The 24,443-nt window shown below is 73.9% G+C and carries 22 protein-coding genes; 8 read left to right on the top strand and 14 right to left on the bottom strand.

Going from position 1 to position 24,443, the window contains the following annotated elements:
• Position 1 precedes the first annotated feature (1 nt).
• From ACZ7IF_RS15505 to paaA, 5 genes are read right to left on the bottom strand one after another with little or no spacing between them, the layout of a single operon-like run.
• The gene (locus tag ACZ7IF_RS15505; RefSeq protein ID WP_470970304.1) at positions 2-1,102 is read right to left on the bottom strand and encodes a 2Fe-2S iron-sulfur cluster-binding protein; all 1,101 of its coding nucleotides are present in this window, start codon (positions 1,100-1,102) and stop codon (positions 2-4) included.
• Positions 1,103-1,609 (bottom strand): 1,2-phenylacetyl-CoA epoxidase subunit PaaD, encoded by a 507-nt coding sequence (gene paaD, locus ACZ7IF_RS15500; RefSeq protein WP_470970300.1) that lies wholly within the window; start codon positions 1,607-1,609, stop codon positions 1,103-1,105. It lies immediately after the preceding gene.
• Positions 1,603-2,337, bottom strand: a complete 735-nt coding sequence (gene paaC / locus ACZ7IF_RS15495) for a 1,2-phenylacetyl-CoA epoxidase subunit PaaC (protein WP_470970293.1) — start codon at positions 2,335-2,337, stop codon at positions 1,603-1,605. The genes paaD and paaC overlap by 7 nt, the downstream gene beginning before the upstream one ends.
• Complete coding sequence (gene paaB / locus ACZ7IF_RS15490) at positions 2,334-2,618, bottom strand: 1,2-phenylacetyl-CoA epoxidase subunit PaaB (RefSeq protein ID WP_125813338.1); 285 nt, start codon at positions 2,616-2,618, stop codon at positions 2,334-2,336. The genes paaC and paaB overlap by 4 nt, the downstream gene beginning before the upstream one ends.
• Positions 2,615-3,631: a 1,2-phenylacetyl-CoA epoxidase subunit PaaA gene (paaA, locus tag ACZ7IF_RS15485; protein WP_470970285.1), complete on the bottom strand. Its 1,017-nt coding sequence runs from the start codon at positions 3,629-3,631 to the stop codon at positions 2,615-2,617. Before paaA ends, paaB begins: the two co-directional genes overlap by 4 nt.
• 135 nt (positions 3,632-3,766) lie before the next feature.
• Here paaA and ACZ7IF_RS15480 point away from each other — a divergent pair, with 135 nt between their 5' ends.
• The 3 genes from ACZ7IF_RS15480 to ACZ7IF_RS15470 all read left to right on the top strand — a co-directional run bounded on the left by ACZ7IF_RS15480 (position 3,767) and on the right by ACZ7IF_RS15470 (position 6,517).
• Entirely contained in the window at positions 3,767-4,489 is a 723-nt protein-coding gene (locus ACZ7IF_RS15480; protein WP_470970279.1) for a DUF5819 family protein, read from the top strand.
• A complete protein-coding gene (locus tag ACZ7IF_RS15475; RefSeq protein ID WP_470970274.1) occupies positions 4,486-5,697 on the top strand; it encodes an HTTM domain-containing protein in 1,212 nt (403 codons plus the stop codon). The genes ACZ7IF_RS15480 and ACZ7IF_RS15475 overlap by 4 nt, the downstream gene beginning before the upstream one ends.
• A gap of 76 nt (positions 5,698-5,773) precedes the next feature.
• A complete protein-coding gene (locus ACZ7IF_RS15470; protein WP_470970270.1) occupies positions 5,774-6,517 on the top strand; it encodes a TrmH family RNA methyltransferase in 744 nt (247 codons plus the stop codon).
• On the opposite strand, the gene paaN is transcribed toward ACZ7IF_RS15470, so the two are convergent.
• Positions 6,514-8,196, bottom strand: coding sequence for a phenylacetic acid degradation protein PaaN (gene paaN / locus ACZ7IF_RS15465; RefSeq protein WP_470970263.1), 1,683 nt, complete (start codon positions 8,194-8,196; stop codon positions 6,514-6,516). The genes ACZ7IF_RS15470 and paaN overlap by 4 nt on opposite strands.
• Positions 8,197-8,385: 189 nt before the next feature.
• Between paaN and ACZ7IF_RS15460 the strand changes: the two genes are divergently transcribed.
• Together ACZ7IF_RS15460 and ACZ7IF_RS15455 are read left to right on the top strand one after the other, a co-directional pair.
• Positions 8,386-9,912, top strand: coding sequence for a 3-hydroxyacyl-CoA dehydrogenase (locus tag ACZ7IF_RS15460; RefSeq protein ID WP_470970256.1), 1,527 nt, complete (start codon positions 8,386-8,388; stop codon positions 9,910-9,912).
• On the top strand, positions 9,909-10,499 hold the full coding sequence (locus tag ACZ7IF_RS15455) for a TetR/AcrR family transcriptional regulator (protein ID WP_470970249.1): 591 nt from the start codon (positions 9,909-9,911) through the stop codon (positions 10,497-10,499). Before ACZ7IF_RS15460 ends, ACZ7IF_RS15455 begins: the two co-directional genes overlap by 4 nt.
• Positions 10,500-10,578: 79 nt before the next feature.
• Here the strand turns inward: ACZ7IF_RS15455 and ACZ7IF_RS15450 are convergent, their stop codons facing one another.
• Positions 10,579-11,133, bottom strand: coding sequence for an Lrp/AsnC family transcriptional regulator (locus tag ACZ7IF_RS15450; RefSeq protein ID WP_470970244.1), 555 nt, complete (start codon positions 11,131-11,133; stop codon positions 10,579-10,581).
• 178 nt (positions 11,134-11,311) lie between these two features.
• Here ACZ7IF_RS15450 and pdhA point away from each other — a divergent pair, with 178 nt between their 5' ends.
• From pdhA to ACZ7IF_RS15435, 3 genes are read left to right on the top strand one after another with little or no spacing between them, the layout of a single operon-like run.
• A complete protein-coding gene (pdhA, locus tag ACZ7IF_RS15445) occupies positions 11,312-12,445 on the top strand; it encodes a pyruvate dehydrogenase (acetyl-transferring) E1 component subunit alpha (protein WP_470970239.1) in 1,134 nt (377 codons plus the stop codon).
• Positions 12,445-13,443 (top strand): alpha-ketoacid dehydrogenase subunit beta, encoded by a 999-nt coding sequence (locus ACZ7IF_RS15440; protein ID WP_470970233.1) that lies wholly within the window; start codon positions 12,445-12,447, stop codon positions 13,441-13,443. Before pdhA ends, ACZ7IF_RS15440 begins: the two co-directional genes overlap by 1 nt.
• Complete coding sequence (locus ACZ7IF_RS15435; protein WP_470970226.1) at positions 13,443-14,771, top strand: dihydrolipoamide acetyltransferase family protein; 1,329 nt, start codon at positions 13,443-13,445, stop codon at positions 14,769-14,771. The genes ACZ7IF_RS15440 and ACZ7IF_RS15435 overlap by 1 nt, the downstream gene beginning before the upstream one ends.
• Positions 14,772-15,004: 233 nt before the next feature.
• Here ACZ7IF_RS15435 and ACZ7IF_RS15430 read toward each other — a convergent pair whose 3' ends face one another.
• From ACZ7IF_RS15430 to ACZ7IF_RS15400, 7 genes are all read right to left on the bottom strand, one after another.
• Complete coding sequence (locus ACZ7IF_RS15430) at positions 15,005-15,982, bottom strand: NAD(P)H-quinone oxidoreductase (protein WP_470970220.1); 978 nt, start codon at positions 15,980-15,982, stop codon at positions 15,005-15,007.
• A gap of 19 nt (positions 15,983-16,001) precedes the next feature.
• Positions 16,002-17,102 carry a potassium channel family protein gene (locus ACZ7IF_RS15425; protein ID WP_470970212.1) on the bottom strand — a complete coding sequence of 367 codons (1,101 nt, stop codon included), beginning with the start codon at positions 17,100-17,102 and terminating at the stop codon, positions 16,002-16,004.
• Positions 17,090-18,382: a molybdopterin molybdotransferase MoeA gene (locus tag ACZ7IF_RS15420; protein WP_470970205.1), complete on the bottom strand. Its 1,293-nt coding sequence runs from the start codon at positions 18,380-18,382 to the stop codon at positions 17,090-17,092. Before ACZ7IF_RS15420 ends, ACZ7IF_RS15425 begins: the two co-directional genes overlap by 13 nt.
• Positions 18,379-19,260, bottom strand: a complete 882-nt coding sequence (locus ACZ7IF_RS15415; protein ID WP_470970198.1) for an NTP transferase domain-containing protein — start codon at positions 19,258-19,260, stop codon at positions 18,379-18,381. The genes ACZ7IF_RS15420 and ACZ7IF_RS15415 overlap by 4 nt, the downstream gene beginning before the upstream one ends.
• A 733-nt stretch (positions 19,261-19,993) precedes the next feature.
• The gene (locus ACZ7IF_RS15410; RefSeq protein ID WP_470970193.1) at positions 19,994-20,533 is read right to left on the bottom strand and encodes a bacterial proteasome activator family protein; all 540 of its coding nucleotides are present in this window, start codon (positions 20,531-20,533) and stop codon (positions 19,994-19,996) included.
• A gap of 82 nt (positions 20,534-20,615) precedes the next feature.
• Positions 20,616-23,372, bottom strand: a complete 2,757-nt coding sequence (locus ACZ7IF_RS15405; protein WP_470970439.1) for an ABC transporter permease family protein — start codon at positions 23,370-23,372, stop codon at positions 20,616-20,618.
• 101 nt (positions 23,373-23,473) lie between these two features.
• Complete coding sequence (locus ACZ7IF_RS15400; protein WP_470970186.1) at positions 23,474-24,217, bottom strand: ABC transporter ATP-binding protein; 744 nt, start codon at positions 24,215-24,217, stop codon at positions 23,474-23,476.
• Positions 24,218-24,443 lie beyond the last annotated feature (226 nt).

The following is a 24,443-nucleotide window of genomic DNA, read 5'->3' as shown; positions in this document are numbered from 1 at the left end:
CCTACCGGTCGAAGTCGATCTCCACTTCCTCCGTCATGGCGTGGGACTGGCAGGCCAGCACGAACCCGGCGTCGGTCTCCTCCGCCTCCAGCGCGAAGTTGCGGTCCATCCGCACCTCGCCGGAGACCACGAAGGCCCGGCAGGTGCCGCACACCCCGCCCTTGCAGGCGTACGGGGCGTCCGCGCGGTTGCGCAGCACGGTGTCCAGCAGGGACTCGCCGTCCTGTACGGGCCAGGTGCCCGAGCGGCCGTCGAGCCGGGCGGTCACCCGGCCGTGGGCCGGCGACGGGACGGAGCGGGCGGGGGTCTGCGGGGCGGTGTCCTCGACGTGGAAGATCTCCTCGTGCACCCGGGTCCGTACGACGCCCAGCGCGCCCAGGGCCCGCTCCGCGCCGGTCACCAGCCCGTAGGGCCCGCACAGGAACCAGCCCGCCACCTCCTCGACGGGAAGCAGCGCGGGCAGCAGGGACACCAGCCGGTCCTCGTCGAGCCGCCCGGACGGCAGTCCGGCCTCCTGCTCCTCGCGGGAGAGCACGGTGACCAGCTGGAAGCGGTCGGGGTAGCGGTCCTTGAGGTCGGCCACCTCCTCCAGGAACATCGTCGAGGCCGCCGTGCGGTCGCTGCGCACCAGGCAGAACCGGGCGTCGGGCCTCGCCGCCAGCACCGTGGCGGCGATCGACAGCACGGGGGTGATGCCGCTGCCGCCGACGATCGCCGCGTAGTGCGCCGCCCGCGGGGCGGCGGCCGGATCCAGCACGAACCGGCCGGCCGGGACCATGACGTCCAGCACGTCGCCGGCGGCGACCTCCTTGTGCGCGAACGTGGAGAACTCGCCGCCCTCCACCAGGCGCACGCCCACCCGCAGCTCGGCCGGGCCGGGGCCGTCGGGGGCCGGGGCGGGGGAGCAGATCGAGTAGGTGCGGCGGACCTCGGCGCCCTCGGCGGCGCCGCGGCGCAGCGTCAGGTGCTGGCCGGGGGCGTGGCGGTAGTCCTCGCGCAGTTCCTCGGGGACCCGGAGGGTCAGTGCCACCGAGTCGTCGGTGAGCCGGTCGACTGCCGCCACCGTCAGCGGGTGGAACGCGCCGTGGCGGGGTGCGGCCATCTACAGCTCCTTGAAGTGGTCGAACGGTTCGCGGCAGGAGACGCAGCGGCGCAGCGCCTTGCACGCGGTGGAGGAGAAGCGGCTGAGCAGTTCGGTGTCCGTCGAGCCGCAGTTGGGGCAGCGCACCGACAGCGTCAGCGGTACCGGTCCGCCGGTGGAGTGCGGGCGGGGCGGCGCGATGCCGAACTCGGCCAGTTTGCGTCGGCCTTCGGCGCTGATGTCGTCGGTGGACCAGGCCGGGGACAGCACGGTGGTGACGCGCACCTCGGGGATGCCGTGGCCGGTGAGGACCCGCTCGATGTCGGCGGACATGGCCTCGATGGCCGGGCAGCCGGTGTACGTCGGGGTCAGGACCACCTCGGCGTGGCCGTCCTCGTGCATCCGCACCCCGCGCACGACGCCCAGCTCGGCCAGGGTCAGCACGGGCAGTTCGGGGTCGGGGACGGAACCCGCCAGCTCGGCCAGCTCCGCCTCCAGGCGGGTGGTCCCGGCCCCGGCGCTCACCACGACGCTCCGGGGTGGCTGCGGTGCAGGTGCTGCATCTCGGCGAGCAGCCGCCCGAACGGCTCCGTGTGGAGCCCCTGGCGGCCGGCTCCGGCGGCCCAGGCGCCCGTACGCGGCCCCTCGGGCAGGGCGAGCCCCGCCCGGTCCAATACGTCGCCCAGCGCGGCCAGCCAGCGGCCCTCCAGGGCCTCCATGGCGGCCTGGTCCAGGCCGAGGCCCTCGACCGGCCGGAACATCTCCCCGGTGAACTTCCACAGGGCGTCCAGCGCCGTGCGCATCCGGGACCGGCTCTCCTCGGTGCCGTCGCCGAGGCGCAGCGTCCACTGCTCGGCGTGGTCCCGGTGGTAGGCGGTCTCCTTCACGGCCTTGGCCGCGAGCGGGGCGAACGGGCCGTCCCCGGCGGCGAGGTCCGTGTACAGCTCGTGCTGGTAGAAGGAGAAGTACAGCTGGCGGGCGATGGTGTGGGCGAAGTCCCCGTTGGGCTGCTCGACCAGCTGGAGGTTGCGGAAGGAGCGCTCCTCGCGCAGGAAGGCCAGCTCGTCCTCGTCGCCCGCCATGGACAGCAGCAGGCGGGCCTGCCCGAGCAGGTCGAGGGCGATGTTGGCCAGGGCGACCTCCTCCTCCAGGACGGGGGCGTGGCCCGCCCACTCGCCGAGGCGGTGGGAGAGGATCAGCGCGTCGTCGCCGAGGGCGAGGGCGGCCGCGGTGTGGGTGTCGGTGCCGGCGCTCACAGGTGGCGCACCCCCTCGGGGATCTCGTAGAAGGTGGGGTGCCGGTAGGGCTTGTCGGCGGACGGGGCGAAGAACGGGTCCCGCTCGTCCGGCGAGGAGGCGGTGATCTCGGTGGAGGGCACGACCCAGATGGAGACGCCCTCGTTGCGCCGCGTGTAGAGGTCGCGCGCGTTGCGCAGGGCCATCTCCGCGTCGGGGGCGTGCAGGCTTCCCGCGTGCGTGTGCGAGAGGCCGCGGCGCGAGCGCACGAACACCTCCCACAGGGGCCAGTTCTGCGTCATGCCTGTACCTCTCGTCCGGTGCTGGTGTGCTTCGCGGCGTAGGCGGAGGCGGCCTCGCGGACCCAGGCGCCTTCCTCGTGCGCCTTGCGCCGCTGGCTGATCCGCTCTTCGTTGCAGGGGCCGTTGCCCTTGAGGACGTCCCAGAACTCGGCCCAGTCGATGGCGCCGAAGTCGTGGTGCCCGCGCTCCTCGTTCCACTTGATGTCCGGGTCGGGCAGGGTCAGGCCCAGCGACTCGGCCTGCGGGACGGCGATGTCCACGAAGCGCTGGCGCAGCTCGTCATTGGAGTGGCGCTTGATCCGCCAGGCCATCGCCTGTGCGCTGTGGACCGACTCGTCGTCCGGCGGGCCGAACATCATCAGGGAGGGCCACCACCAGCGGTTCACCGCGTCCTGCGCCATCACGTGCTGGGCCTCGGTGCCCTGCGAGAGGGCGAGGAGCAGCTCGTAGCCCTGGCGCTGGTGGAAGGACTCCTCCTTGCAGATCCGGACCATGGCGCGGGCGTAGGGGCCGTAGGAGCAGCGGCAGATCGGCACCTGGTTGGTGATCGCCGCGCCGTCCACGAGCCAGCCGATGGCGCCGACGTCGGCCCAGGTCAGGGTGGGGTAGTTGAAGATCGAGGAGTACTTCTGCTTGCCCGAGTGGAGCTTGTCGAGCAGCTCGTCGCGGCTGGTGCCGAGGGTCTCGGCGGCGCTGTAGAGGTAGAGGCCGTGGCCCGCCTCGTCCTGCACCTTGGCCATGAGGATGGCCTTGCGGCGCAGGGAGGGCGCGCGGGTGATCCAGTTGGCCTCGGGCTGCATGCCGATGATCTCGGAGTGGGCGTGCTGAGCCATCTGCCGGACCAGGGAGGCGCGGTACTCCTCGGGCATCCAGTCCCGGGGCTCCACGCGCTCGTCGGCCGCCACGGCGGCGTCGAAGTCCGCACGGAGCTGTGCGCCGAGGTCTGCGGACTGCCCGTCCACCGCGCCGTCCACCGTGCCTGACGTGCCCGTTTCCGGGGTCACTGCGACCATCCCGGTCCCCTGTCAGAGTGTGCCGTCCGCCCGACCGACCGATCGTTCGGTTCATCCTCTTCAATGGTGAGACGGCGGCCCGTAGGGTGTCAACCTCTGCGGGCAACCCTGTGGAAGCCGGATGATCGGGGCGGGATGGATTCGAACGAGCGCGAGCCTGCGGAAGGAGCCCTTCCGTCAGCCGCCCCGGCGCCGCCCGCACCGCCCCGCGCACCCGGGATCGCGGGCCTGTCCGCCCCGTACCGGGTCCTCGCGGCCCTCGCCCTGGGGGCGCTGGGCGTCGGCGCCTGCCTGCACCTCGGGCTGGTCTTCCTGCACGTCGCGCCGGCCAACACCGTCGGCAAGCAGAACGCCCGGCTCGTGGACGGCTGGATCTATCCCGAGTTCGAACAGAACTGGAAGCTCTTCGCGCCCAACCCGCTCCAGCAGAACATCTCCGTCGAGGTCCGGGCCCAGGTCCGCACCGCCGGCGGAGAGCTCGTCACCCGCGACTGGCGCGACCTGTCCGCCGAGGACGGCGCGGCGATCCGCCACGGCCTGCTGCCGAGCCACACCGAGCAGAACGAGCTCCGCAGGGCCTGGGACTTCTTCACCGGCTCCCACGACGAGGACAACAAGCCCGAGGGCGAGCGCGGGGAGCTGGCCGAGCAGTACCTGAAGCGGATCGCCGTGGACCGGCTGACCGGCGGGAAGCCGTCCGGGAAGCCGTCCGGGAAGCCGGACGGGGAGCCGGACGGGGAGCGGATCGTACGGATCCAGCTGCGCTCGGCGACCCGGTCCGTGGCCGCGCCCTCCTGGAGCGGGGAGAAGACCGACACCCAGACGTACTACCGGGAGCTGCCGTGGTGGAACGTGTGAGGAGCACCCTCGCGCGGTCGGTCGCGAGGGTCACCGGACAGGCGCTGGGCCCCTACCAGAGCGCCGTCGTACGCATCGGCTTCGCCGCGACCTGGCTGTTCTTCCTGCTGCGGGAGTTCCCCAACCGGCACGAGCTGTACGGCCCCGACGGGCCGTGGAGCTGGCAGCTGGCCGAGCGGCTGATCGCCTCCAACCGCGCCTTCACGGTGCTGATGTGGTCGGACTCGACGCTGTGGTTCGAGACCGTGTACGCGCTCTCCCTGCTCGCGAGCGCACTGCTGGTGCTGGGCTGGCGGACGCGGGCCACGTCGGTCCTCTTCATGATCGGGGTGCTGTCGCTGCAGAACCGCAGCGTGTTCATGGGGGACGGCGGGGACAACGTCATCCACCTCATGGCGGTCTACCTCGTGCTGACCCGCTGCGGGCAGGTGTGGTCGCTGGACGCCCGCCGGGCACGGCTGCGGGGCTCGGTGACCGCGGGGGCCGCGGGGCCGGTGCTGTGGGCGGTACTGGGCGCCGGGTTCGCGTACGGGGGGCTGAGCGGGCACCTCGGCGCGCTCTGGCTCGTGGTCTTCGGGACCCTGTGGGCCGGGACGGCACTGTGGTGGCTGGCCGACCGGTACGAACCCGAGGGCGAGGGGCGGGCCGCGCTCGACGTGCTCGCGAACCTGCTGCACAACGCCGGGATGCTGGTGATCGCGGCCGAGGTGTGCCTGATCTACGCCACCGCCGGCTGGTACAAGATCCAGGGCTCGCGGTGGCAGGACGGGACCGCGCTGTACTACCCGCTGAGCCTGGACTACTTCACCCCGTGGCCCTGGCTGTCGGAGCTGGTGGCGTCCAGCGGGCCGGTGGTGATGCTGCTGACGTACGGGACCGTGCTGGTGCAGGTGGCGTTCCCGTTCACGCTGTTCAACCGGCGGGTCAAGAACGTGCTGCTGGCGGCGATGATGCTGGAGCACGCGGGGATCGCGGTGCTGCTGGGGCTGCCGTTCTTCTCTCTGGCGATGATCGCCGCGGACGCGGTGTTCCTGCCGACCGGATTGCTGGTGTGGGTGGGGGTGCGGGTGGCCGCGGTGCGGGTGCCGCTGCGCGGAGCTGCTCCCCGCCCCGCCCTTCCCCCGTTTCCCGGGGCTGTGCCCCGGACCCCCGTCCTGGGGGCTCCGCCCCCAGAGCCCCGCGCCTCAAAAGCCGGCGGGGCCGGATAGCCGCCGGGCGCGGAGCGCCCGGAACGGGGTCAGGGGCGCAGCCCCGCCCCGCGCCGGCGGGCCGTAGGGTCGGGGCATGAGTGAGCAGCTGATCGGGTGGGCCGGGATGACCGGGCGGGACGACATCGTGTTGCTCGACGGGTTCCACGCGCTGAAGCACGCCCTGCGCTTCGGGGCCGAGGTGCTGGCCGTCGCCGCCGACGACCCCGGAGCGGTGCGGGCGCTGGCCGCCGGGCTGGCGCCCGACGTGGAGGAGCGGGTGGCCCGTCTGGTGCGGCAGGCTCCGCTCAAGGAGCTGCTGCCCCGCGTGCACCCCACCGGGGTCGCCGCGCTCGCCGTGCGCCCCGGCCGGGAGGCCGGACGGGCCGCGCTGGCGCGGACGCCCCGGACCGCCCCCATCGTCCTGCTCGACAACCCCCGCAACCTCGGCAACGTCGGCGCCGTCGTCCGCCTCGCGGCCGGCTTCGGGGCCACCGGCGTGGTGACCCGGGGCGACCTCGACCCCTGGCACCCCAACGTGGTCCGCGCCGGGGCCGGGCTGCACTACGCGACCACCGTGGACCGGCTGGAGCTGGAGGAGCTCCCGCCGGGCCCGGTGTACGCGCTCGACCCGGAGGGCGAGGACGTCCGCGGCCTCGTCCTGCCCGACGACGCGCTGCTCGCCTTCGGGTCGGAGCGGCACGGCATCTCGCCCGAGCTGCGCGCCCGGGCCGATCACCTGGTGGCGCTGCCGATGCGCCCCCAGGTGTCCAGCTACAACCTGGCCACCAGCGTGGCCATGACCCTCTTCCACTGGGGCGGGCCCAAGGGCACTTCCTAGCCCTGGCGGCGGACCTCCACCACGCGGAAGCGGTTGGCGACGAACGCCCCGTCGCACAGCGCCGCGTTGGCGGCCGGGTTGCCGCCGGAGCCGTGGAAGTCGGAGAAGGCCGCGGTCTGGTTGACGAAGACCCCGCCCGTCAGGTTCAGCGACAGCTGCGCCGACTCCTCCAGGCAGACCTCCTCGATCGCCCGCTCGGTGTCCGCGGACGTGGTGTACGCGCCCACGGTCATGGCGCCCTTCTCCCGCACCGTACGGCGCAGCAGGTCGAGGGCGTCCGCCGTGGAGTCCACCGCCACCGCGAAGGAGACCGGGCCGAAGCACTCGGACAGGTAGGCCGCCTCCGGGTCCGGCTTGCCGGCGTCCAGCTTCACGATCACCGGGGTGCGCACGACCGCGTCGGGGAACTCGGGGTTGGCCACTTCGCGGGAGGCCAGCGCGACCTCGCCGAGGCCGGCCGCCGCCTCCAGCCGGGTCTTGACGTCCGGGTTGACCAGTGCGCCCAGCAGCGCGTTGGCGCGGGCGTCGTCGCCGAGCAGGCCGCCGACCGAGGCCGCGAGATCGGCGACGACCTCGTCGTACGACTTGTGGCCGGCGTCCGTCTCGATGCCGTCGCGGGGGATCAGCAGGTTCTGCGGGGTGGTGCACATCTGGCCGCTGTAGAGGGACAGCGAGAACGCCAGGTTGGACAGCATGCCCTTGTAGTCGTCGGTGGAGTCGACGACGACCGTGTTGACGCCCGCCTTCTCCGTGTAGACCTGCGCCTGGCGGGCGTTGGCCTCCAGCCAGTCGCCGAACTCGGTCGAACCGGTGTAGTCGACGAGCTTGATCTCGGGGCGGACGGCCAGGGTCTTGGCGATGCCCTCGCCCGGCCGCTCGACGGCCAGGGCCACGAGGTTCGGGTCGAAGCCCGCCTCGGCGAGGACCTCGCGGGCCACCTTCACGGTCAGCGCCAGCGGCAGCACGGCGCGCGGGTGCGGCTTGACCAGGACGGCGTTGCCGGTGGCGAGGGAGGCGAACAGGCCGGGGTAGCCGTTCCAGGTGGGGAAGGTGTTGCAACCGATCATCAGCGCGATGCCGCGTGGCACGGCCGTGAAGGTCTTGCCGAGCTCCAGCGGGTCCTTCTTGCCCTGCGGCTTCGACCAGGCGGCCTGACCGGGAACCCGGGTCTGCTCCTCGTACGCGTAGGCCACCGCCTCCAGGCCGCGGTCCTGCGCGTGGGGGCCGCCCGCCTGGAAGGCCATCATGAAGGCCTGGCCGCTGGTGTGCATGACCGCGTGCGCGAACTCGTGGGTGCGGGCGGAGATGCGGGCGAGGATCTCGATGGAGACCAGGGCGCGGGTCTCGGGACCGGCGTCGCGCCAGGCGGCGATGCCGGCCTTCATCGCGGGCAGCAGCACGTCCGGGTCGACGTGCGGGTACTCCACGCCCAGCTCCGGGCCGAACGGCGAGACCTCGCCGCCCGCCCAGCCGTCGGTGCCGGGCTGCCCGAGGTCGAAGCGGGTGCCGCGGACGGCCTCGAAGGCGGCGAGCCCGTCGGCCGGGGCGCTCTCCCCGTAGGCCTTGGGGTGCTCGGGGTGCGGGGACCAGTAGGCGCGGCTGCGGATGGCATCCAGCGCCTGGTCCAGGGTGGTCCGGTGCTTCTCGGAAAGCTGGGGGACGGTGAGCTCGGCGGCCATCAGGGACCAACTCCTCGTTGAGCCGGGCAGGATCAGGCTGGTTCGCAGACTGGGATCAGGCTGGAGTCAGGCTGGGATCGGGCTGGGGCGGGTGAAGAAGAGCAGACTGGAGTTAGAGTAACCGAACGATCGGTCGGTACAAGAGGGCCCGGCAGACCTGTGGACAACCGCGTGCGGGAGGATCAGGACATGACAGCAATCGAGCGGGCTCGCACTGTGGCGGTCATCGGCGCCGGAACCATGGGCCAGGGCATCGCCCAGGTCGCCCTCCTCGCAGGTCATCGCGTACGCCTCTACGACTCCGTGCCCGAGCGGGCCCGCGAGGCCGTCCAGACCGTGGCCGGCCGCGTCGAGCGGCTGGTCGCCAAGGGCCGGCTGGACCGGGCCGAGGCCGACGACGCCGTCAGCCGGATCGACTCCGCCGAGACCCTGACCGGGCTCGCCACCGCCGCCCTGGTGATCGAGGCGATCGTCGAGGACGTCGCCGTCAAGCGCCAGCTGTTCGCGGCCCTCGAAGGAGTGGTTCCGCCGGACGCGCTGCTGGCCACCAACACCTCCTCCCTCTCCGTCACCGAGCTCGCCGCGGGCCTGACGCACCCGGGCCGCTTCCTCGGACTGCACTTCTTCAACCCGGCCCCGCTCCTCCCCCTCGTCGAGGTGGTCAGCGGGTACGCGACCGACCCGGACGCCGCCGAGCGCGCGTACCGCACGGTCCTGGGCTGGGGGAAGACGCCGGTCCGCTGCGCCGACACCCCGGGCTTCATCGTGAACCGGATCGCCCGCCCCTTCTACGCCGAGGCCTTCGCGGTGTACGAGGAGCAGGGTGCCGACCCCGCGACCATCGACGCCGTCCTGCGCGAGAGCGGCGGCTTCAAGATGGGCCCCTTCCAGCTGACCGACCTGATCGGCCAGGACGTCAACGAGGCCGTCACCCGCTCCGTCTGGGACTCCTTCTTCCGGAGCCCCAAGTTCACCCCCTCGCTCGCCCAGCGCCGGCTGGTCCAGTCGGGCCGCCTCGGCCGCAAGTCCGGACACGGCTGGTTCCCGTACGCGGAGGACGCGCAGGCGCCCGCCCCGCACACGGCAGCCCCCGAGGATGCTCCGGACAAGGTCACCGTCGTCGGCGACCTGGGCCCGGCCGCCGCCCTGGCCGAGCTGATGGAGGAGGCCGGGATCGCGGTCACCGCCACCGAGCACGGGGGCCCGTACATCCAGCTGCCCGGCGAGGGCCAGCTGGTGCTCGCGGACGGCAAGACCTCGGTCGAGTTCGCCGACGTCGTCTACTTCGACCTCGCGCTCGACTACCGCGACGCGACCCGGATCGCGCTGTCCGCCAGCGAGGACACCACCGAGCGCACCCTCGCCGAGGCGATCGGCCTCTTCCAGAAGCTCGGCAAGAAGGTCTCCGTCATCGGCGACGTCCCCGGCATGATCGTCGCCCGGACCGTCGCGATGCTGATCGACCTCACCGCCGACGCCGTGGCGCGCGGGGTGGCCTCCGCGGAGGACATCGACACCGCGATGCGGCTCGGCGTGAACTACCCGCTCGGCCCCGCCGAATGGCACGACCGGCTCGGCCGCGACTGGGCGTACGACCTGCTGCACCACCTCGACGAGCGCTGTCCGGGCGGGCGCTACGCGCCCTCGCTGGCGCTGTTCAAGCTGGGCTACGCGGCCGGCGAGGACGAGGACGGGGAAGAGGAGGGGACCGAGTGACGACGGCCAGGCGGGACACCTACACCCCGGAGACGCTCCTGTCGGTCGCCGTGCAGGTCTTCAACGAGCGCGGCTACGACGGCACCTCGATGGAGCACCTCTCCAAGGCCGCCGGGATCTCCAAGTCCTCGATCTACCACCACGTCGCGGGCAAGGAGGAACTGCTCCACAGGGCCGTCAGCCGTGCCCTGGACGGCCTGTTCGGGATCCTGGACGAGCCGGGCGCCGTACGGGGCCGCGCGGTCGCGCGCGTCGAGTACGTCACGCGCCGCACGGTCGAGGTCCTGGTCGCGGAGCTGCCGTACGTCACCCTCCTGCTGCGGGTGCGCGGCAACACCCGCACCGAGCGCTGGGCCCTGGAGCGCCGCCGCGAGTTCGACCACCAGGTCGCGGAACTCCTCAAGGCCGCCGCCGCCGACGGGGACCTGCGCGCCGACGTGGACATCCGGCTCGCCACCCGCCTGCTGTTCGGCATGGTGAACTCGCTGGTCGAGTGGTACCGCCCGCACCCCGGCACCACCGCCGGCCAGCTCGCGGACGCGGTGGTCAGCATGGCTCTGGACGGCCTGCGCACCAAGGCCGCGTAGCCCGTCCGGCCCAGTCGTCTTCCCGGCCGTCCGGAGCGCCCGTCCGGACCGCCTGTCCGGACCGCCCGTCCGGCCCCGCTCAGTCCTCCGTGAGGGCGGGGCCGGACGAGGGTCCCGGGTCCAGCAGATCCGTTTCCTCGAACACCAGCAGCGTGCGCGTGGACAGCACCTCCGGGATGGCCTGGAGGCGGGTCAGGACCAGCTCCCGCAGCGTGCGGTTGTCCGGCGTGTGGACCAGCAGCAGGACGTCGAAATCCCCGCTGACCAGCGCGATGTGCGCCGCGCCCGGCAGCTCGCGCAGCTTCTCGCGCACCGTCCGCCAGGAGTTCTGGACGATCTTCAGCGTGATGTACGCCGACGCGCCCTGCCCCGCGCGCTCGTGGTTGACCCGGGCGGTGAAGCCGCGGATCACCCCGTCGTCCATCAGCCGGTTGATCCGCGCGTAGGCGTTGGCCCGGGAGACGTGCACCTGCTCCGCCACCGAGCGTATCGACGCGCGGCCGTCCGCCTGGAGCAACCGCATGATCGAACGGTCGATGGGGTCCAGGGGGCGTGGCGGCACCGGTGGGCCCGAAGGTGCGCCCCCCGGTGGGACCGGTGCGGAACCTGCTCCGGCCATTTGTTCATCCGGCATTGCCCACTGCCTCCCTCTCCTGGACGTCCTGCACCCATCCCAGGGCCCCGCCGCCACTTTGTCCACAGCCTGGAGCCGCCTGTAGCCAAATTGCGCCAACGACCGAACAATCGGTTGGTGAGGCGCCTCACACCCGTGGCGCCCCCAGCCCGCTTCCCACGAGGAGGTGTACGCCGCCATGACGGTCCAAGAGCTGCCCGGTGCCGGTGCGTCGCACCGTGTCACCCCGCCGCCCGCCTGGAGGCCCCGTATGGAGGCCGCCCCGCTGCTGCCGGACCCCGAGCCCTACCGGGTGCTGGGCACTCCGGCGGCGGAGGAGCTCGACCCCGCGCTCATGCGCCGGTACTACGCCGAGCTCGTCCGGGGCCGCCGCTACAACGCGCAGGCCACCGCGCTGACTCGACAGGGCCGTCTCGCCGTGTACCCCTCCACCGTCGGGCAGGAGGCCGCCGAGATCGCGGCCGCGCTGGTCCTGGAGGAGCAGGACTGGCTCTTCCCGAGCTACCGCGACACCCTCGCGGCCGTCGCCCGCGGACTGGACCCCGTACAGGCGCTGACGCTGCTGCGCGGCGACTGGCACACCGGGTACGACCCCCGCGAGCACCGCATAGCCCCCCTGTGCACCCCCCTCGCCACCCAGCTGCCGCACGCGGTGGGCCTGGCGCACGCCGCGCGGCTGCGCGGCGACGAGGTCGTCGCGCTCGCCATGGTCGGCGACGGCGGCACCAGCGAGGGCGACTTCCACGAGGCGCTGAACTTCGCGGCCGTCTGGCAGGCCCCGGTGGTCTTCCTCGTCCAGAACAACGGCTTCGCGATCTCCGTCCCGCTCGCCAAGCAGACCGCCGCCCCCACCCTCGCCCACAAGGCCGTGGGATACGGGATGCCCGGCCGGCTGGTCGACGGCAACGACGTCGCCGCCATGCACGAGGTCCTCACCGAGGCGGTGAAGCGGGCCCGTGCGGGCGGCGGACCGACCCTGATCGAGGCCGTCACCTACCGGATGGAGGCCCACACGAACGCCGACGACGCCACCCGCTACCGCACCGACGCCGAGGTCGAGGCCTGGAAGGCGCACGACCCGGTGCAGCTGCTGGAGCGCGAGCTGACCGCGCGCGGGATCCTGGACGCCAAGGGCATCCAGGAGGCCCAGGACGCGGCCGAGGCGATGGCGGCGGACCTGCGCGAGCGGATGAACGCCGATCCCGTGACCGACCCGATGGACCTCTTCGCGCACGTCTACGCGGAGCAGACCGGCCGACTGCGCGAGCAGGCCGCCATGCTGCGCGCCGAGCTGGAAGCGGAGGGCGAGTGATGACGACCGTGGCTGCGAAGCCCGCGACGATGGCGCAGGCCCTGACCCGTGCCATGCGCGACGCGATGGCCGAGGACCCCACCGTCCACGTGATGGGCGAGGACGTCGGCGCGCTCGGCGGGGTCTTCCGGATCACCGACGGGCTCGTGAAGGAGTTCGGCGAGGACCGCGTCACCGACACCCCGCTCGCCGAGGCCGGAATCCTGGGCACCGCCGTCGGCATGGCCATGTACGGGCTGCGGCCGGTCGTGGAGATGCAGTTCGACGCGTTCGCCTACCCCGCCTTCGAACAGCTCATCTCGCACGTGGCGAAGATGCGCAACCGCACCCGGGGCAAGATGCCGCTGCCGATCACCATCCGTGTGCCGTACGGCGGCGGGATCGGCGGCGTCGAGCACCACTGCGACTCCTCCGAGGCCTACTACACGGCCACCCCCGGGCTCACCGTCGTGACCCCGGCGACGGTCGAGGACGCCTACGGGCTGCTGCGCGAGTCGATCGCGAGCGACGACCCGGTGGTCTTCCTGGAGCCGAAGCGGCTCTACTGGTCCAAGGCGCAGTGGTCGCCCGAGGCCCCCGCGGCCGTCCCGGGCATCGGCAAGGCCCTGGTCCGCCGGGCCGGTACGAGCGCCACCCTGATCACGTACGGGCCCTCGCTGCCGGTCTGCCTGGAGGCCGCCGAGGCGGCCCGCGAGGAGGGCTGGGACCTTGAGGTCCTGGACCTGCGCTCCCTCGTCCCCTTCGACGAGGAGACCGTCGTCGCCGCCGTACGCCGCACCGGGCGCGCGGTGGTGGTCCACGAGGCCGGCGGCTTCGGCGGGCCCGGGGCGGAGATCGCCGCCCGCGTGATGGAGCGCTGCTTCCACCACCTGGAGGCACCGGTGCTGCGCGTGACGGGCTTCGACATCCCGTACCCGCCGCCGATGCTGGAGAAGCACCACCTGCCGGGAGTGGAACGGATCCTGGACGCCGTGGCCCGCCTGCAGTGGGAGAACTGATGCCGCAGGTAATGGAATTCAAGCTCCCGGACCTCGGCGAGGGACTGACCGAGGCCGAGATCGTGCGCTGGCTGGTGGCGGTGGGCGACGTCGTCGCCATCGACCAGCCGGTCGTCGAGGTCGAGACGGCCAAGGCGATGGTGGAGGTGCCCTGCCCGTACGGCGGCGTGGTCACCGCCCGGTTCGGCGAGGAGGGCGAGGAGCTGCCGGTCGGCGCCCCGCTGATCACCGTGGCCGTGGGTGCGGAGTCGGCGCCCGCCGGGTCCGCGGTTGCCGAGGCGGACGCCGAGGGCTCCGGCAACGCGCCCCGGCCGCTGATCGGTTACGGCTCGGACCACTCGCGTCCGGCGCGTCGGCGGCGGGTGCGACCCGTCACCGCCGCGGTGTCGGCGCCCGTCGCGGCCGCGGCTCCGGCGCCGGCCCCGGCCGCTCCCGTTCCCGCGGCTCCCGCCGGGCCGGTGCCCGTCATCTCGCCGCTGGTGCGCAAGCTGGCCCGGGACAACGGGGTCGACCTGCGGGCGCTGCGCGGATCCGGGCCGGAGGGCCTGATCCTGCGGGCCGACGTGGAAGCCGTGCTCCGGGCCCCCGAGCCCGTGGCCGCCGTGCCGGTGCCGGCGTCGGCGTCGGCTTCGGCGTCGGCGGGGGAGCGGATCCCGCTCAAGGGGCTGCGGGGCGCCGTGGCGGAGAAGCTCTCGCGCAGCCGGCGCGAGATCCCCGAGGCCACGTGCTGGGTCGACGCGGACGCCACCGAGCTGATGGCGGCGCGGGCCGCGATGAACGCCGTGGACGGACCGAAGATCTCCGTGCTCGCGCTGCTGGCCCGGATCTGCACGGCCGCACTCGCCAAGTACCCCGAGCTCAACTCCACGGTGGACCTCGCCGCCAACGAGATCGTCCGGCTCCCGGCCGTGCACCTGGGCTTCGCCGCGCAGACCGAGCGCGGGCTGATGGTCCCGGTGGTCCGGGACGCCCACACGCGCAGCCCGGAGTCCCTGTCGGCGGAGTTCGCCCGGCTGACCGAGCTGGCCCGGGCGGGGAAGCTGGCCCCTTCGGACCTGACCGGCGGGACGTTCACCCTGAACAACTACGGGGTGTTCGGGGTGGACGGCTCCACGCCGATCATCAACCACCCCGAGGCGGCCATGCTCGGCGTGGGCCGGATCATCCCGAAGCCGTGGGTCCACAAGGGCGAGCTGGCCGTCCGCCAGGTCGTGCAGCTCTCCCTGACCTTCGACCACCGCGTCTGCGACGGCGGGGCGGCCGGTGGCTTCCTGCGGTACGTGGCCGACTGCGTGGAGAACCCGGCGGTCCTGCTGCGCAGCCTGTAGCCGGGCCGGCGGGTGTCCGGGTTCCGCTGCGCGGGTCCTGCACCTCCGCGCCCTTCCACCGTGCCCCGGGCTCTGCTCGGACCCGCGCCCCAAACGCCGGCGAGGCTGGAGTACCCCGCCTCGCCGGCGTTTGAGGCGACGGGCGCGCAGCGCACGTGTGGGGTCAGGGGCGGAGCCCCCGGGAACGGTGGAAGGGCGGGGAGGGGACCGCTCCGCGCAGCGGCCTCCCGGCGTCAGACCGTCAGCAGCAGCTTGCCCACGTGGGTGCTGGCCTCCAGGACGCGGTGGGCCTCCGCGGCCTCGGCGATCGGGTACGTCGCGTGCACCACCGGGCGGACCCGGCCGGAGGCGACCAGGGGCCACACGTGCTCGCGGACGGCCGCGATGATGGCCGCCTTCTCCTCCAACGGGCGGGCGCGCAGCGACGTAGCCGTGATCGCCGCCCGCTTGGCCAGCAGCGTGCGCAGGTCCAGCTCCGCCTTCACCCCGCCCTGGAGGCCGATCACCGCGAGCCGGCCGTTGACGGCCAGCGCGTCCAGGTTCCGCGCGAGGTACTTCGCGCCCATGATGTCCAGGATCACGTCCGCCCCGGCCCCGCCCGTCGCGGCCCGCAGCTCCTCGACGAAGTCCTGCTCGCGGTAGTCGATCAGGACGTCCGCGCCCAGCTCCGCGCAGCGCGCCAGCTTCTCCTTGCCGCCCGCGGTCACCGCCACCCGCGCCCCGACGGCCTTGCCCAGCTGGACCGCCATGGTGCCGATGCCGCTGGAGCCGCCGTGCACCAGGAGGGTCTCGCCCGGACGCAGCCCCGCCACCATGAAGACGTTGGACCACACCGTCGCCACGACTTCCGGCAGCGCGGCCGCCGTCATCAGGTCCACGCCCTTCGGCACCGGCAGGAGCTGCCCCGCCGGGACGGCGACCTTCTGCGCGTACCCGCCGCCGGACAGCAGCGCGCACACCTCGTCGCCCACCGCCCAGCCGGACACGCCCGGTCCGAGCGCGACGATCCGCCCGGAGCACTCCAGGCCGGGATACGGGGAGGCGCCCGGCGGCGGGTCGTAGAAGCCCTGCCGTTGCAGGACGTCCGCGCGGTTCACGGCGCTCGCCGCGACCTCGACGAGCACCTCCCCCTCGCCCGCCACCGGATCGGGTACTTCGGCCCAGACCAGGGCCTCGGGGCCGCCGGGCTGCTCGATCGTGATCGCATGCATGGCCCGGAATCTACCGGCCCTACTCGGCCGGGCCCAGGGTTACCTGGGGGCCGGCCGGCGGGACCGCCCGGACGATGGTGATCAGGCGGTCGGTCAGCTGGAGCGGGCTCGCGTGCGGGTCGTCGTACGGGAGGAGCCGGTGCCCGCGCAGGACGCTGATGACGACGTCGTCGGTTTCGCGGACGCTGCGGCCCACCTCCGACTTGTTGACGGGCCGTTCGATCAGGTCCAGGCCGCTGCCCTGCTGGATCAGGTCCTCCATCACGGTGCCGGCGCTCGGGCTGAGCACCGAGAGGCCCAGCAGCCGGCCCGCCGCGCTCGCGCTCGTGATGACGGCGTCCGCGCCGGACTGCTTCAGCAGCGGCGCGTTCTCCTCCTCGCGGACCGCCGCCACGATCTTCGCGCCCCGGTTGAGCTGCCGGGCCGTCAGCGTCACCAGGACGGCGGTGTCGTCGCGCTGGGTGGCGATGATGATCTGACGGGCCTTCTGGAGTTCGGCCCGCAGCAGTACTTCGGAGCGGGTGGCGTCGCCGACGACCCCGGTGAAGCCCTCCGCGTTGGCGATGTCGATCACCTTGGCGCTGGGGTCGACGATGACGACCTGCTCCCTCGGGAGGCCGGTCGCCAGCAGCGTCTGCAGGGCGGAGCGGCCCTTGGTGCCGAAGCCGACGACGACCGTGTGCTCACGCAAGGTTTTCCTCCAGCGGTTCAGCCGCCACTCTTCGCGGGTGCGTTCGGTCAGCACCTCCAGGGTGGTGCCGACCAGGATGATCAGGAACAGCACGCGCAGCGGGGTGATCAGCAGGATGTTGACCAGCCGCGCGCTGTCGCTGTAGGGGACGATGTCGCCGTAGCCCGTGGTCGACAGGGTCACGGTCGCGTAGTAGATGCAGTCGAGGAAGTCGACCTTCTCGTTGGCGTTGTCGTGGTAGCCCTCGCGGTCGAGCCAGACGATCAGCACCGTCAGGCACAGCACGAAGAGGGCCATCAGCAGTCGGCGGGTGACCTGCCGCAGCGGCTTCTCGACCACCCGCTTGGGCAGTTTGACGCGGCGTGAGACGAGCTTCTCGTCGGCGCCGCGCGCCATGGCGTCCTGGCCGTGAAGTTTCACGTGAAACATCCCCCCGAGGCCCAGGGCAGGTCGAGGATCTCCAGGTCCTGCCCCGACCGCGCTCCGTGCGGCGGTACGACGGCCAGCGCGTCGGCGCCCGCCACCCCGCGCAGCATCGCCGGGCCGTTGTAGCGCAGTGGTACGGCGTGTTCGTCGGTGAGCAGCACCGGCACGAGCCGGGTGTCGTACGGGTGGCCGGGCACGTCGCCCTCCACCGGGACGGTGTAGCGGGGCCGCTGGCGGCGGCCGGCGAGGGCGCGCAGCAGCGGCTCGGCGAGGGTCAGCAGCCCGGACACGGCGGCGAGCGGGTTGCCGGGCAGGCCGACCACGTGGCGGGTGCGCTCCCGGTCGCCGATGCGGGCCAGCAGCATCGGATGCCCGGGGCGCACGGCGACCCCGTCCACGAGCAGCTCGGCCCCGGCGCGCTCCAGCACGGGGTGGACGTGGTCGACGGGGCCGGAGGCGGTGCCGCCGGTGGTGACGACGACGTCGGCGGTGGAGGAGGTGACGGCGTCCAGCAGGGCCTCGGCCCCGGCCGGGTCGTCTCCGAGCCGGCGCGTGCCGATGACCTCGGCGCCGAGCCGGGTGATCCAGGGGCCGAGCATGGGGCTGAGGGCGTCCCGGATCAGGCCGTCGTGCGGGCGGCCCTCGGTGAGCAGTTCGTCTCCGAGGACCAGGATCTCCACGCGGGGCCGGGGCCGGGTGACCAGCTCGTCGTACCCGGCGGCCGCGGCGAGGCCGAGCACGGCCGGGGTGACGAGGGAGCCCACGGGCAGCAGCAGGTCGCCGGAGCGGCACTCCTGGCCGCGCGGGCGGATGTCCTGACCGGTGTTCACGGGCCGGTCGGAGTACAGCTGGGTGCCGGACTCGCGGGCGTGCTCGCTGCGGATCACGGCGGTGGTGTCGGCGGGGACGCGGGCGCCGGTGGCGATCCGTACGGCCTCGCCGTCGGCGAGCGGCGCGGGAGGCTCGTCCCCGGCGAGGACCCCGTCGCCGGGACGGACGCGCCAGGGGCCGGGGCCGGCGACGGCCCAGCCGTCCATGGCCGAGGTGTCGAAGGAGGGGAGGTCGCTGAGGGCTTCGAGCGGTGCGGTCAGCACCTCGCCGAGCGAGTCCGCGAAGGGCACCCGGTGGGTGCGGGCCGGCACGGCCGTGCCGGCCCGGGCGGCGGTCTCGCGGGCGCGCAGCCAGGGGGCGGCGCGGTGGCCGCCGGCACCGCCGGGGTCGGGGTCGCGGCTGACCAGGGCGAGTGCCTCGTCCAGGGCGCCGTCGGCGTCGGTACGGGTCATCCGGAGCCGGTCTCCTCGGGGTGTGGGGGCTGGTCCTCGGCGGCCCAGCGCAGCGCCAGGTCGGCGGCCTTGCGGGAGGCCTCGGCGACGGCCCGGGCGGGGTCCGCGCCGGCGGCCTCGGCGCGGGCGGCCGCGTAGCCGACGAGGAACGTCGTCAGCGGGGCCGCGGGCCGGGCCACGCCGTGGGCGGCGTCCCGGGCGAGGTCGAGCAGGGTCGCGACGTCGACGGGGACGTCGTCGATCCCGAGTTCGTTCTTGGCAGCGGTGATCCAATGCTCCAGCACGTTCCCATGCTCCCTGATCCGGGCGCGGGCCGCTGCCAGGTCCTCCCAGGTGTCGCAGTCGAAGGAGGCGAGTGGCTCAGCGGCGCCGATCCTGGCCAGATCGAGCTCGGCGGTGAGGGCGCGCAGCGGGAGGCCGTGCAGGGTGCCGTGCTCGGTGGCGAGCAGGGCGATCTCGCGGCGCAGGGGCTCCGTGCGGTAGGCGGCGACGAGGGGTTGGTCGCGGCCGTCGGCGTCCCGCAGCAGGGCCCCGTCGGCCGGGCCGTCGGCGGCGGCCGCGGCGAGCAGGGCGTGAACGGTGTCCCGGTCGAGGAAGGGCAGGTCGGCGGAGAGTACGAGGACCAGCGGGGCGGTGGTCCGGCGGATCCCGGCGTCCAGTGCGGCCACCGGGCCGCCGCCGGGCGGGTCCTCGCGGGTCCAGTGGACGGGGCGGACCGTTGCCCTGCGGGTGCCGACCACGACGGTCTCGGCGGCGTCCGGGCACGCCGCGAGGACCCGGTCGAGGAGGGTGCGGCCGCCGACGTGCAGGGTGGGCTTGTCGGCCCCGCCGAGGCGCCGGGCGGCGCCGCCGGCGAGGACGATGGCGTCGTAGCTCATGCCCCTGAGTATGCGCGGGCCATCTGGGGGGCGCCGCCGCCCACTTACCGGGCGTTTATACCCCGGCTCCGCCGGCGAGGGCGGCCGTGGCGGTGCCCTGGCCGGGCGGTGGGTGCCGGTGCCCTGGCCGGGCGGTGGTGCCGGGTGCCGGTGCCCTGGCCGGGCGGTGGTGCCGGGTGCGGGTGGGGGTGGCGCTGCGCGGGCTGCTCCCCGCCCCGCCCTTCGCCCGTTCCCCGGGGCTGCGCCCCGGACCCCCTGGGGGCTCCGCCCCCAGACCCCAGCGCCTCAAACGCCGGCGGGGCTGGGTTTGGCTGCGCTGGTCGTTCGGGTGCGGGCCGCCTCCCCCGGGGCCAGCCCCGGGCCTCCGCGCCTCAAACGCCGGCGGGGCTGGGTTTGGCTGCGCTGGTCGTTCGGGTGCGGGCCGCCTCCCCGGGGCCAGCCCCAGGCCCCCGCGCCTCGAACGCCGGCGGGGCTGGTTTGGCTGCTGGTCGTTCGGGTGCGGGCTGTTTCCGGGGCCAGCCCCAGACCCCAGCGACCGTACCGGGGTCAGGGGCGGAGCCCCTGGGAACGGTGGAAGGGCGGGTGGGGGAGCGCACCGCGCGGTGGCCAACCACCCGCAGAGGACCCGCCCGCCCCGGCCACGGGCCCCGGCCCGGCCCCGGCCCCGCCCCGCGTCCGACGGACGGAGTCCGGCGCAGCGGCGCGAAGCCCGGCCCTGATCCGCGGACACCCCCTAGAGGTACGGGCCGGAGCGGACCGCGCCGTGGGGGCCGTCTTCGTCGTCGTCGTGGGAGCTGCCCGGCGGAAGGGCTCGGCGCATCTGTTCCAGCTGGGCACGCGCCGCCATCTGCTGCGCGAACAGGGCCGTCTGGATGCCGTGGAAGAGGCCCTCCAGCCACCCCACCAACTGGGCCTGCGCGATCCGCAGTTCGGCTTCGGAGGGGACCGTCTCCTCGGTGAACGGCAGGGAGAGCCGCTCCAGTTCCTCCACCAGCTCCGGCGCCAGGCCGTCTTCGAGTTCCTTCACCGATGCCGCGTGGATGTCCTTCAGACGGACCCGGCTGGCCTCGTCCAGAGGAGCTGCGCGGACTTCTTCCAGAAGTTGCTTGATCATGCTGCCGATGCGCATGACCTTGGCGGGCTGTTCGACCATCTCCGTCACCGGGACCTCGCGCGACTCGTCATCGGTGCCGCCGACCTCCGCCCCGTCCTGGCCCACGATCAGCACGTGAGGGGGGCTGTCCTGCGACCGTTCACTCCTCGGCATCTCCATGCCGTCATTCTCTCGCACACCTGCGTACTCACACGGTGTGCCCCCGTACGGGCGTGATCCAACCTGTACGGGGGCACCGGGATCAGCCCGCGGCCCGCCGGGCCAGCGCGCCGCTCGACTTGGTGACCAGCGCGGCCAGCAGCGCCGCGCCCAGCGGGACGAGGACCAGCAGGCCGGCCAGGGTGTCCCACGGCACCGCGATCGGGACGTACAGCTCGGTGTCGCGCGCCGAGGCGTAGCCCCTGTCGAGGGCGTAGGCGATGAGCCGCCGCTGTTCCCGCTCCTGGGTGAGGCGGAGTCCGACCGCGGGCAGGATTCCCGCCGCCGAGCCGAGGACCACGCCCATCAGGGCCACCACCCCGCACTGGAAGCCGCTGAGGGTGCGCCGCACGCGCGGGGGCGCGCCGACCGCCGCCAGGGTCTTCAGGTCGGCCTCGGAGTCCGCCTGCGCCAGACCGGTCGCGATGCCGGCGGCGCCGATGGTGACGAGCCCCGCGAAGACGCTCAGGGCGAGCAGGCCCAGGGTGTTCTGCTCCTGGTAGCCCTCCTCGACCCTGACCTGCGCGTCCGCGCCCATCCGGTCGATCTCGCCGTCCAGCCGCTGCCGCTCCTGGGTGCCCGCCTTCCGGTCGAGGCTGAAGTACGAGCCCGCCGGGGCCGTGGCGATGCCGGCGGCCCGGGCGGCGGCGGGCGGCAGGACCAGCTCGACGCCCCAGGCCCGGGCGGTGTCGGGCGCCTGGTGGACGGGGAGCACCTTGTCCTGGCCGGGCGGGTCGGCGCGCCGCTGGGAGGCCTCGTCGGCGGCGCCCGGGTCGGTGACGAGGCGCAGGGTGACCTTCCCGTCCTTGACCTGGTTGCGGTTGAAGGAGACGGGCCGGCCCTCCTTCAGTGCGGCCGCCGATCCCGGATCGGAGACGGCCAGCACCTGGAGCAGCTTCTCGTCGGCGACGACGACGTCGAACGGGGTGAACTGGCCGCCGCTCTGCTTGCAGCGCGGGTCCTGCCGCAGTGCGCGGGCCTGGTCCGGCGGGAAGGAGGCCGGGCCGTGCTCGGCCTCGAAGAGCGGGCAGCGCTGCTCCTTGGGGACGATGACCTCGACCCGCCCGCAGCCCGGGGCCGAGGAGTGGGAGGAGCAGTTCGGGTTGCCCACGACCAGCCGGTCCACATCGGCCCGTACCGCCAGCGGCAGGTTCTTCGAGAGGGTGTCGCGCAGCGCCGGCATCTCCTTGTGGCCGGCGTTGTCACCGCTCGTCAGATAGCCGGCGTTGTCGGGGAGTACGGCCTCGTACTCGTGCCGGTACTGGACGTCCCGGCTGTGCTGGTACGTGGACACCGCCACGGTCCCCGCGACGGCGGCCAGTACGGCGGCCACGGCCGGGGCCGTGCGCCCCCGGTTGCGGACGGCGTCGCGCAGCGCGAGCCGCGGCGACAGCGGGAGCCACCGCCCGAGCCGCCCGAACAGGCCGACCAGCAGTGGTGTGAGGGCGACGACGCCCAGCTCGGCGAGGGCGCTGCCGCCCATCACGAAGGTGGTGTTGACCCGGTACCGGCTGCCGTAGAGGACGATCGCCGCGCCGCCGGCGACGGCGAGGATCCCGATGACGGGCAGCACGCGGTTGGCGCGGCGCACCCCGCGCCGGCCGGTGAGGGAGGACAGCACGGTCTGCCGGGACGCGGTGACGGCGGGGGCGACCGCGGCGAGCAGGCCGGTCACGACGGCGAGCAGGGCGATGCCGAGCAGTTCCAGCGGGCGGGCTTCGAAGCCGCCGAAGCGGGCGCCGAGCTTCTCCTCCAGTACGGGCCGCAGCCCGACGGTGAGGGCCACGCCGATCGCCGTGCCGACGACGGCGGCCGCGGCGCCGAGCACGATGCCGCCGGAGAGGACGACGGCCCGGATGTGCCGCCGGTCGCCGCCGTTGGCGCCGACCAGGCCCAGCTGGCGGCGCGAGCGCCGGGCGCCCACCGCGAAGGCGGGTCCGGCGAGCAGGCAGATCTCCAGCATGGCGAGGCCGACGACGGTGACCAGGATGGCCTTCTGGGTCACCATGCCGCCGTCCGGCATGCCGAACTCGGACTTCGGCTGCTGCTTGAACAGCGGGACGTCGGAATCGGCCGGCGGGTGCAGGGCGACGGCGCGGGAGAGCACGAGCGCGCCCCGCTTGTTGGCCTCCTGGACCATGTTCCACGTGAAACCATCGCCGCCCACCGCGACGAGGTAGATGGCCCGGGGACTGATCCCGGGCGCCCCGGTGGCCTTGAGCGCCTGGTCGAGGGGGTCGAGCAGGACGCCCGGCAGGGCGAGCAGTTCGGGGCGCGTGAGCTTGTCGGGCATCTCGTACGCGCCCACGATCCGGTACGAGGACGTGGCGCCGCGCGGGGTCGCGGAGGAGCCCACGTACAGGCCCGAGGCCTCCAGGAAGGCGTTGGTGGCGACGACCTCGCCCGGCCCCTGGGGCATGCGCCCGCGGTCGAGCGTGACCAGGCCCCGGGTCAGCGGGTCGCGCACGTCGAGCTCGCGCAGGTCCGTCCCCAGCAGCCCGTGCGCGGTGTGCACCTTGGCGAAGCCCCGGCGGTCCTCGGCGGACCGGATCCCGGGCGGCAGCGCGGACTTCAGCGGCGTGCGGTCCTCCTCGCGGCCGGGGCGGTACTTGTCGTAGCCGCCGACGGGCGCGTACTGCCGGCCGTTGGGGTGCTGGTAGACCGGCGCGTCCAGGCCCGCCGGGCTGATCCGGGCGTCCGCGGCGCCGAGCTCGCGCGTCATCCGCTGGTCGGTGGAGAGTTCGGCGCTGCGGAACGTGAGGTCGATGGCGCTCATCCCGATGATGGGCAGGGCGAGCATCGCGAGTACGAGGGCGCTGCGGCCCTTGGCGCGCCACGCGTCGCGGCGGGCGATGCGCAGGGCGGCGATCCAGGAGTGGTACCAGGCGGTGAGCGGGGAGGTCACAGGCCGGCCGCCCGCCCGGAGAGCAGCGAGTCGGCCTGGCTGCGCAGGGTCTCGTCGACGACGCTGCCGTCGCGCAGGAAGACGACCCGGTCCGCCCAGGCGGCGAAGCGGGGTTCGTGCGTGACGAGGATGCCGGCGGCGCCCGCGTCGCAGCGGGCGCGCAGCAGCGCGAGCACGGACTCGCCGGTCTCGGAGTCGAGGGCGCCGGTGGGCTCGTCGGCCAGGACCAGGCGGCGTTCGCCCACCAGGGCGCGGGCGATGGCCACGCGCTGCTGCTGGCCGCCGGACATCTCGTCGGGGAAGCGGTCGGCGAGCTGCGGCAGGTGTATCTCCTCCAGCGCGGCGAGGGCCGCCCGGCGGGCCTTGCGGGCTGAGGTCCCGTCGAGTTCGAGGGGCAGGGCCACGTTTTCGGCGGCGGTGAGGGCCGGGATCAGGTTGTAGTCCTGGAAGACGTAGCCGATGCTGCGCCGGCGCAGCGCGGCCAGCTGCCGGCGGGAGGCGGTGGTGATGTCGACGCCCTCGACCAGGATGCTGCCGCTGGTGGGGGTGTCGAGCCCGCCCGCGAGGGTGAGCAGCGTGGACTTGCCGGAGCCGGACGGGCCCATGACGGCGACGAGTTCGCCGGGGTGGACGCTGAGGTCGACGCCGCGCAGGGCGTGCACCTCGGTGGCGCCGCTGCCGTGGGTGCGGACGAGGCGGTCCAGCCGGAGTACGGGGTTCGAGCTGTGCTGGTCGGGCATGAGGGATCCCCCCTGGAGCGTTCGTTCAGCCGCGCCGCGTGCGGGCGGCGGGGCTGGTGGTGCCGGTGGTGCCGGTGGTGGACGCGGGCCCGGGGCCGGGGCCGGGGCCGGGGTCGGGTGGGGGGGGGGGGGTGGGGGGGGTTCCCGCGGCCGACGATGCCCCCCCGACGAGACCAGAGCCTGCATAGGCTACCCACCACTCCTCCCATTCCTTCTGCAGGACCCA

Source organism: Streptomyces sp. NPDC037421 (assembly GCF_055602105.1).
This window is presented reverse-complemented; position numbering and strand designations above follow the sequence as displayed.

Excerpts from the sequence above, each read along its gene's own strand:
- ACZ7IF_RS15505 (WP_470970304.1), bottom strand. The coding sequence starts at position 1,102 with ATGGCCGCACCCCGCCACGGCGCGTTCCACCCGCTGACGGTGGCGGCA.
- ACZ7IF_RS15440 (WP_470970233.1), top strand. The coding sequence starts at position 12,445 with ATGACGACCGTGGCTGCGAAGCCCGCGACGATGGCGCAGGCCCTGACC.
- ACZ7IF_RS15425 (WP_470970212.1), bottom strand. The coding sequence starts at position 17,102 with ATGTTTCACGTGAAACTTCACGGCCAGGACGCCATGGCGCGCGGCGCC.
- ACZ7IF_RS15410 (WP_470970193.1), bottom strand. The coding sequence starts at position 20,533 with ATGGAGATGCCGAGGAGTGAACGGTCGCAGGACAGCCCCCCTCACGTG.
- pdhA (WP_470970239.1), top strand. The coding sequence starts at position 11,312 with ATGACGGTCCAAGAGCTGCCCGGTGCCGGTGCGTCGCACCGTGTCACC.
- ACZ7IF_RS15460 (WP_470970256.1), top strand. The coding sequence starts at position 8,386 with ATGACAGCAATCGAGCGGGCTCGCACTGTGGCGGTCATCGGCGCCGGA.
- paaB (WP_125813338.1), bottom strand. The coding sequence starts at position 2,618 with ATGACGCAGAACTGGCCCCTGTGGGAGGTGTTCGTGCGCTCGCGCCGC.
- ACZ7IF_RS15435 (WP_470970226.1), top strand. The coding sequence starts at position 13,443 with ATGCCGCAGGTAATGGAATTCAAGCTCCCGGACCTCGGCGAGGGACTG.
- ACZ7IF_RS15450 (WP_470970244.1), bottom strand. The coding sequence starts at position 11,133 with ATGCCGGATGAACAAATGGCCGGAGCAGGTTCCGCACCGGTCCCACCG.
- ACZ7IF_RS15420 (WP_470970205.1), bottom strand. The coding sequence starts at position 18,382 with ATGACCCGTACCGACGCCGACGGCGCCCTGGACGAGGCACTCGCCCTG.
- ACZ7IF_RS15430 (WP_470970220.1), bottom strand. The coding sequence starts at position 15,982 with ATGCATGCGATCACGATCGAGCAGCCCGGCGGCCCCGAGGCCCTGGTC.
- ACZ7IF_RS15400 (WP_470970186.1), bottom strand. The coding sequence starts at position 24,217 with ATGCCCGACCAGCACAGCTCGAACCCCGTACTCCGGCTGGACCGCCTC.
- ACZ7IF_RS15480 (WP_470970279.1), top strand. The coding sequence starts at position 3,767 with ATGGATTCGAACGAGCGCGAGCCTGCGGAAGGAGCCCTTCCGTCAGCC.
- ACZ7IF_RS15415 (WP_470970198.1), bottom strand. The coding sequence starts at position 19,260 with ATGAGCTACGACGCCATCGTCCTCGCCGGCGGCGCCGCCCGGCGCCTC.
- ACZ7IF_RS15470 (WP_470970270.1), top strand. The coding sequence starts at position 5,774 with ATGAGTGAGCAGCTGATCGGGTGGGCCGGGATGACCGGGCGGGACGAC.
- ACZ7IF_RS15405 (WP_470970439.1), bottom strand. The coding sequence starts at position 23,372 with ATGCTCGCCCTGCCCATCATCGGGATGAGCGCCATCGACCTCACGTTC.
- paaA (WP_470970285.1), bottom strand. The coding sequence starts at position 3,631 with ATGGTCGCAGTGACCCCGGAAACGGGCACGTCAGGCACGGTGGACGGC.
- paaN (WP_470970263.1), bottom strand. The coding sequence starts at position 8,196 with ATGGCCGCCGAGCTCACCGTCCCCCAGCTTTCCGAGAAGCACCGGACC.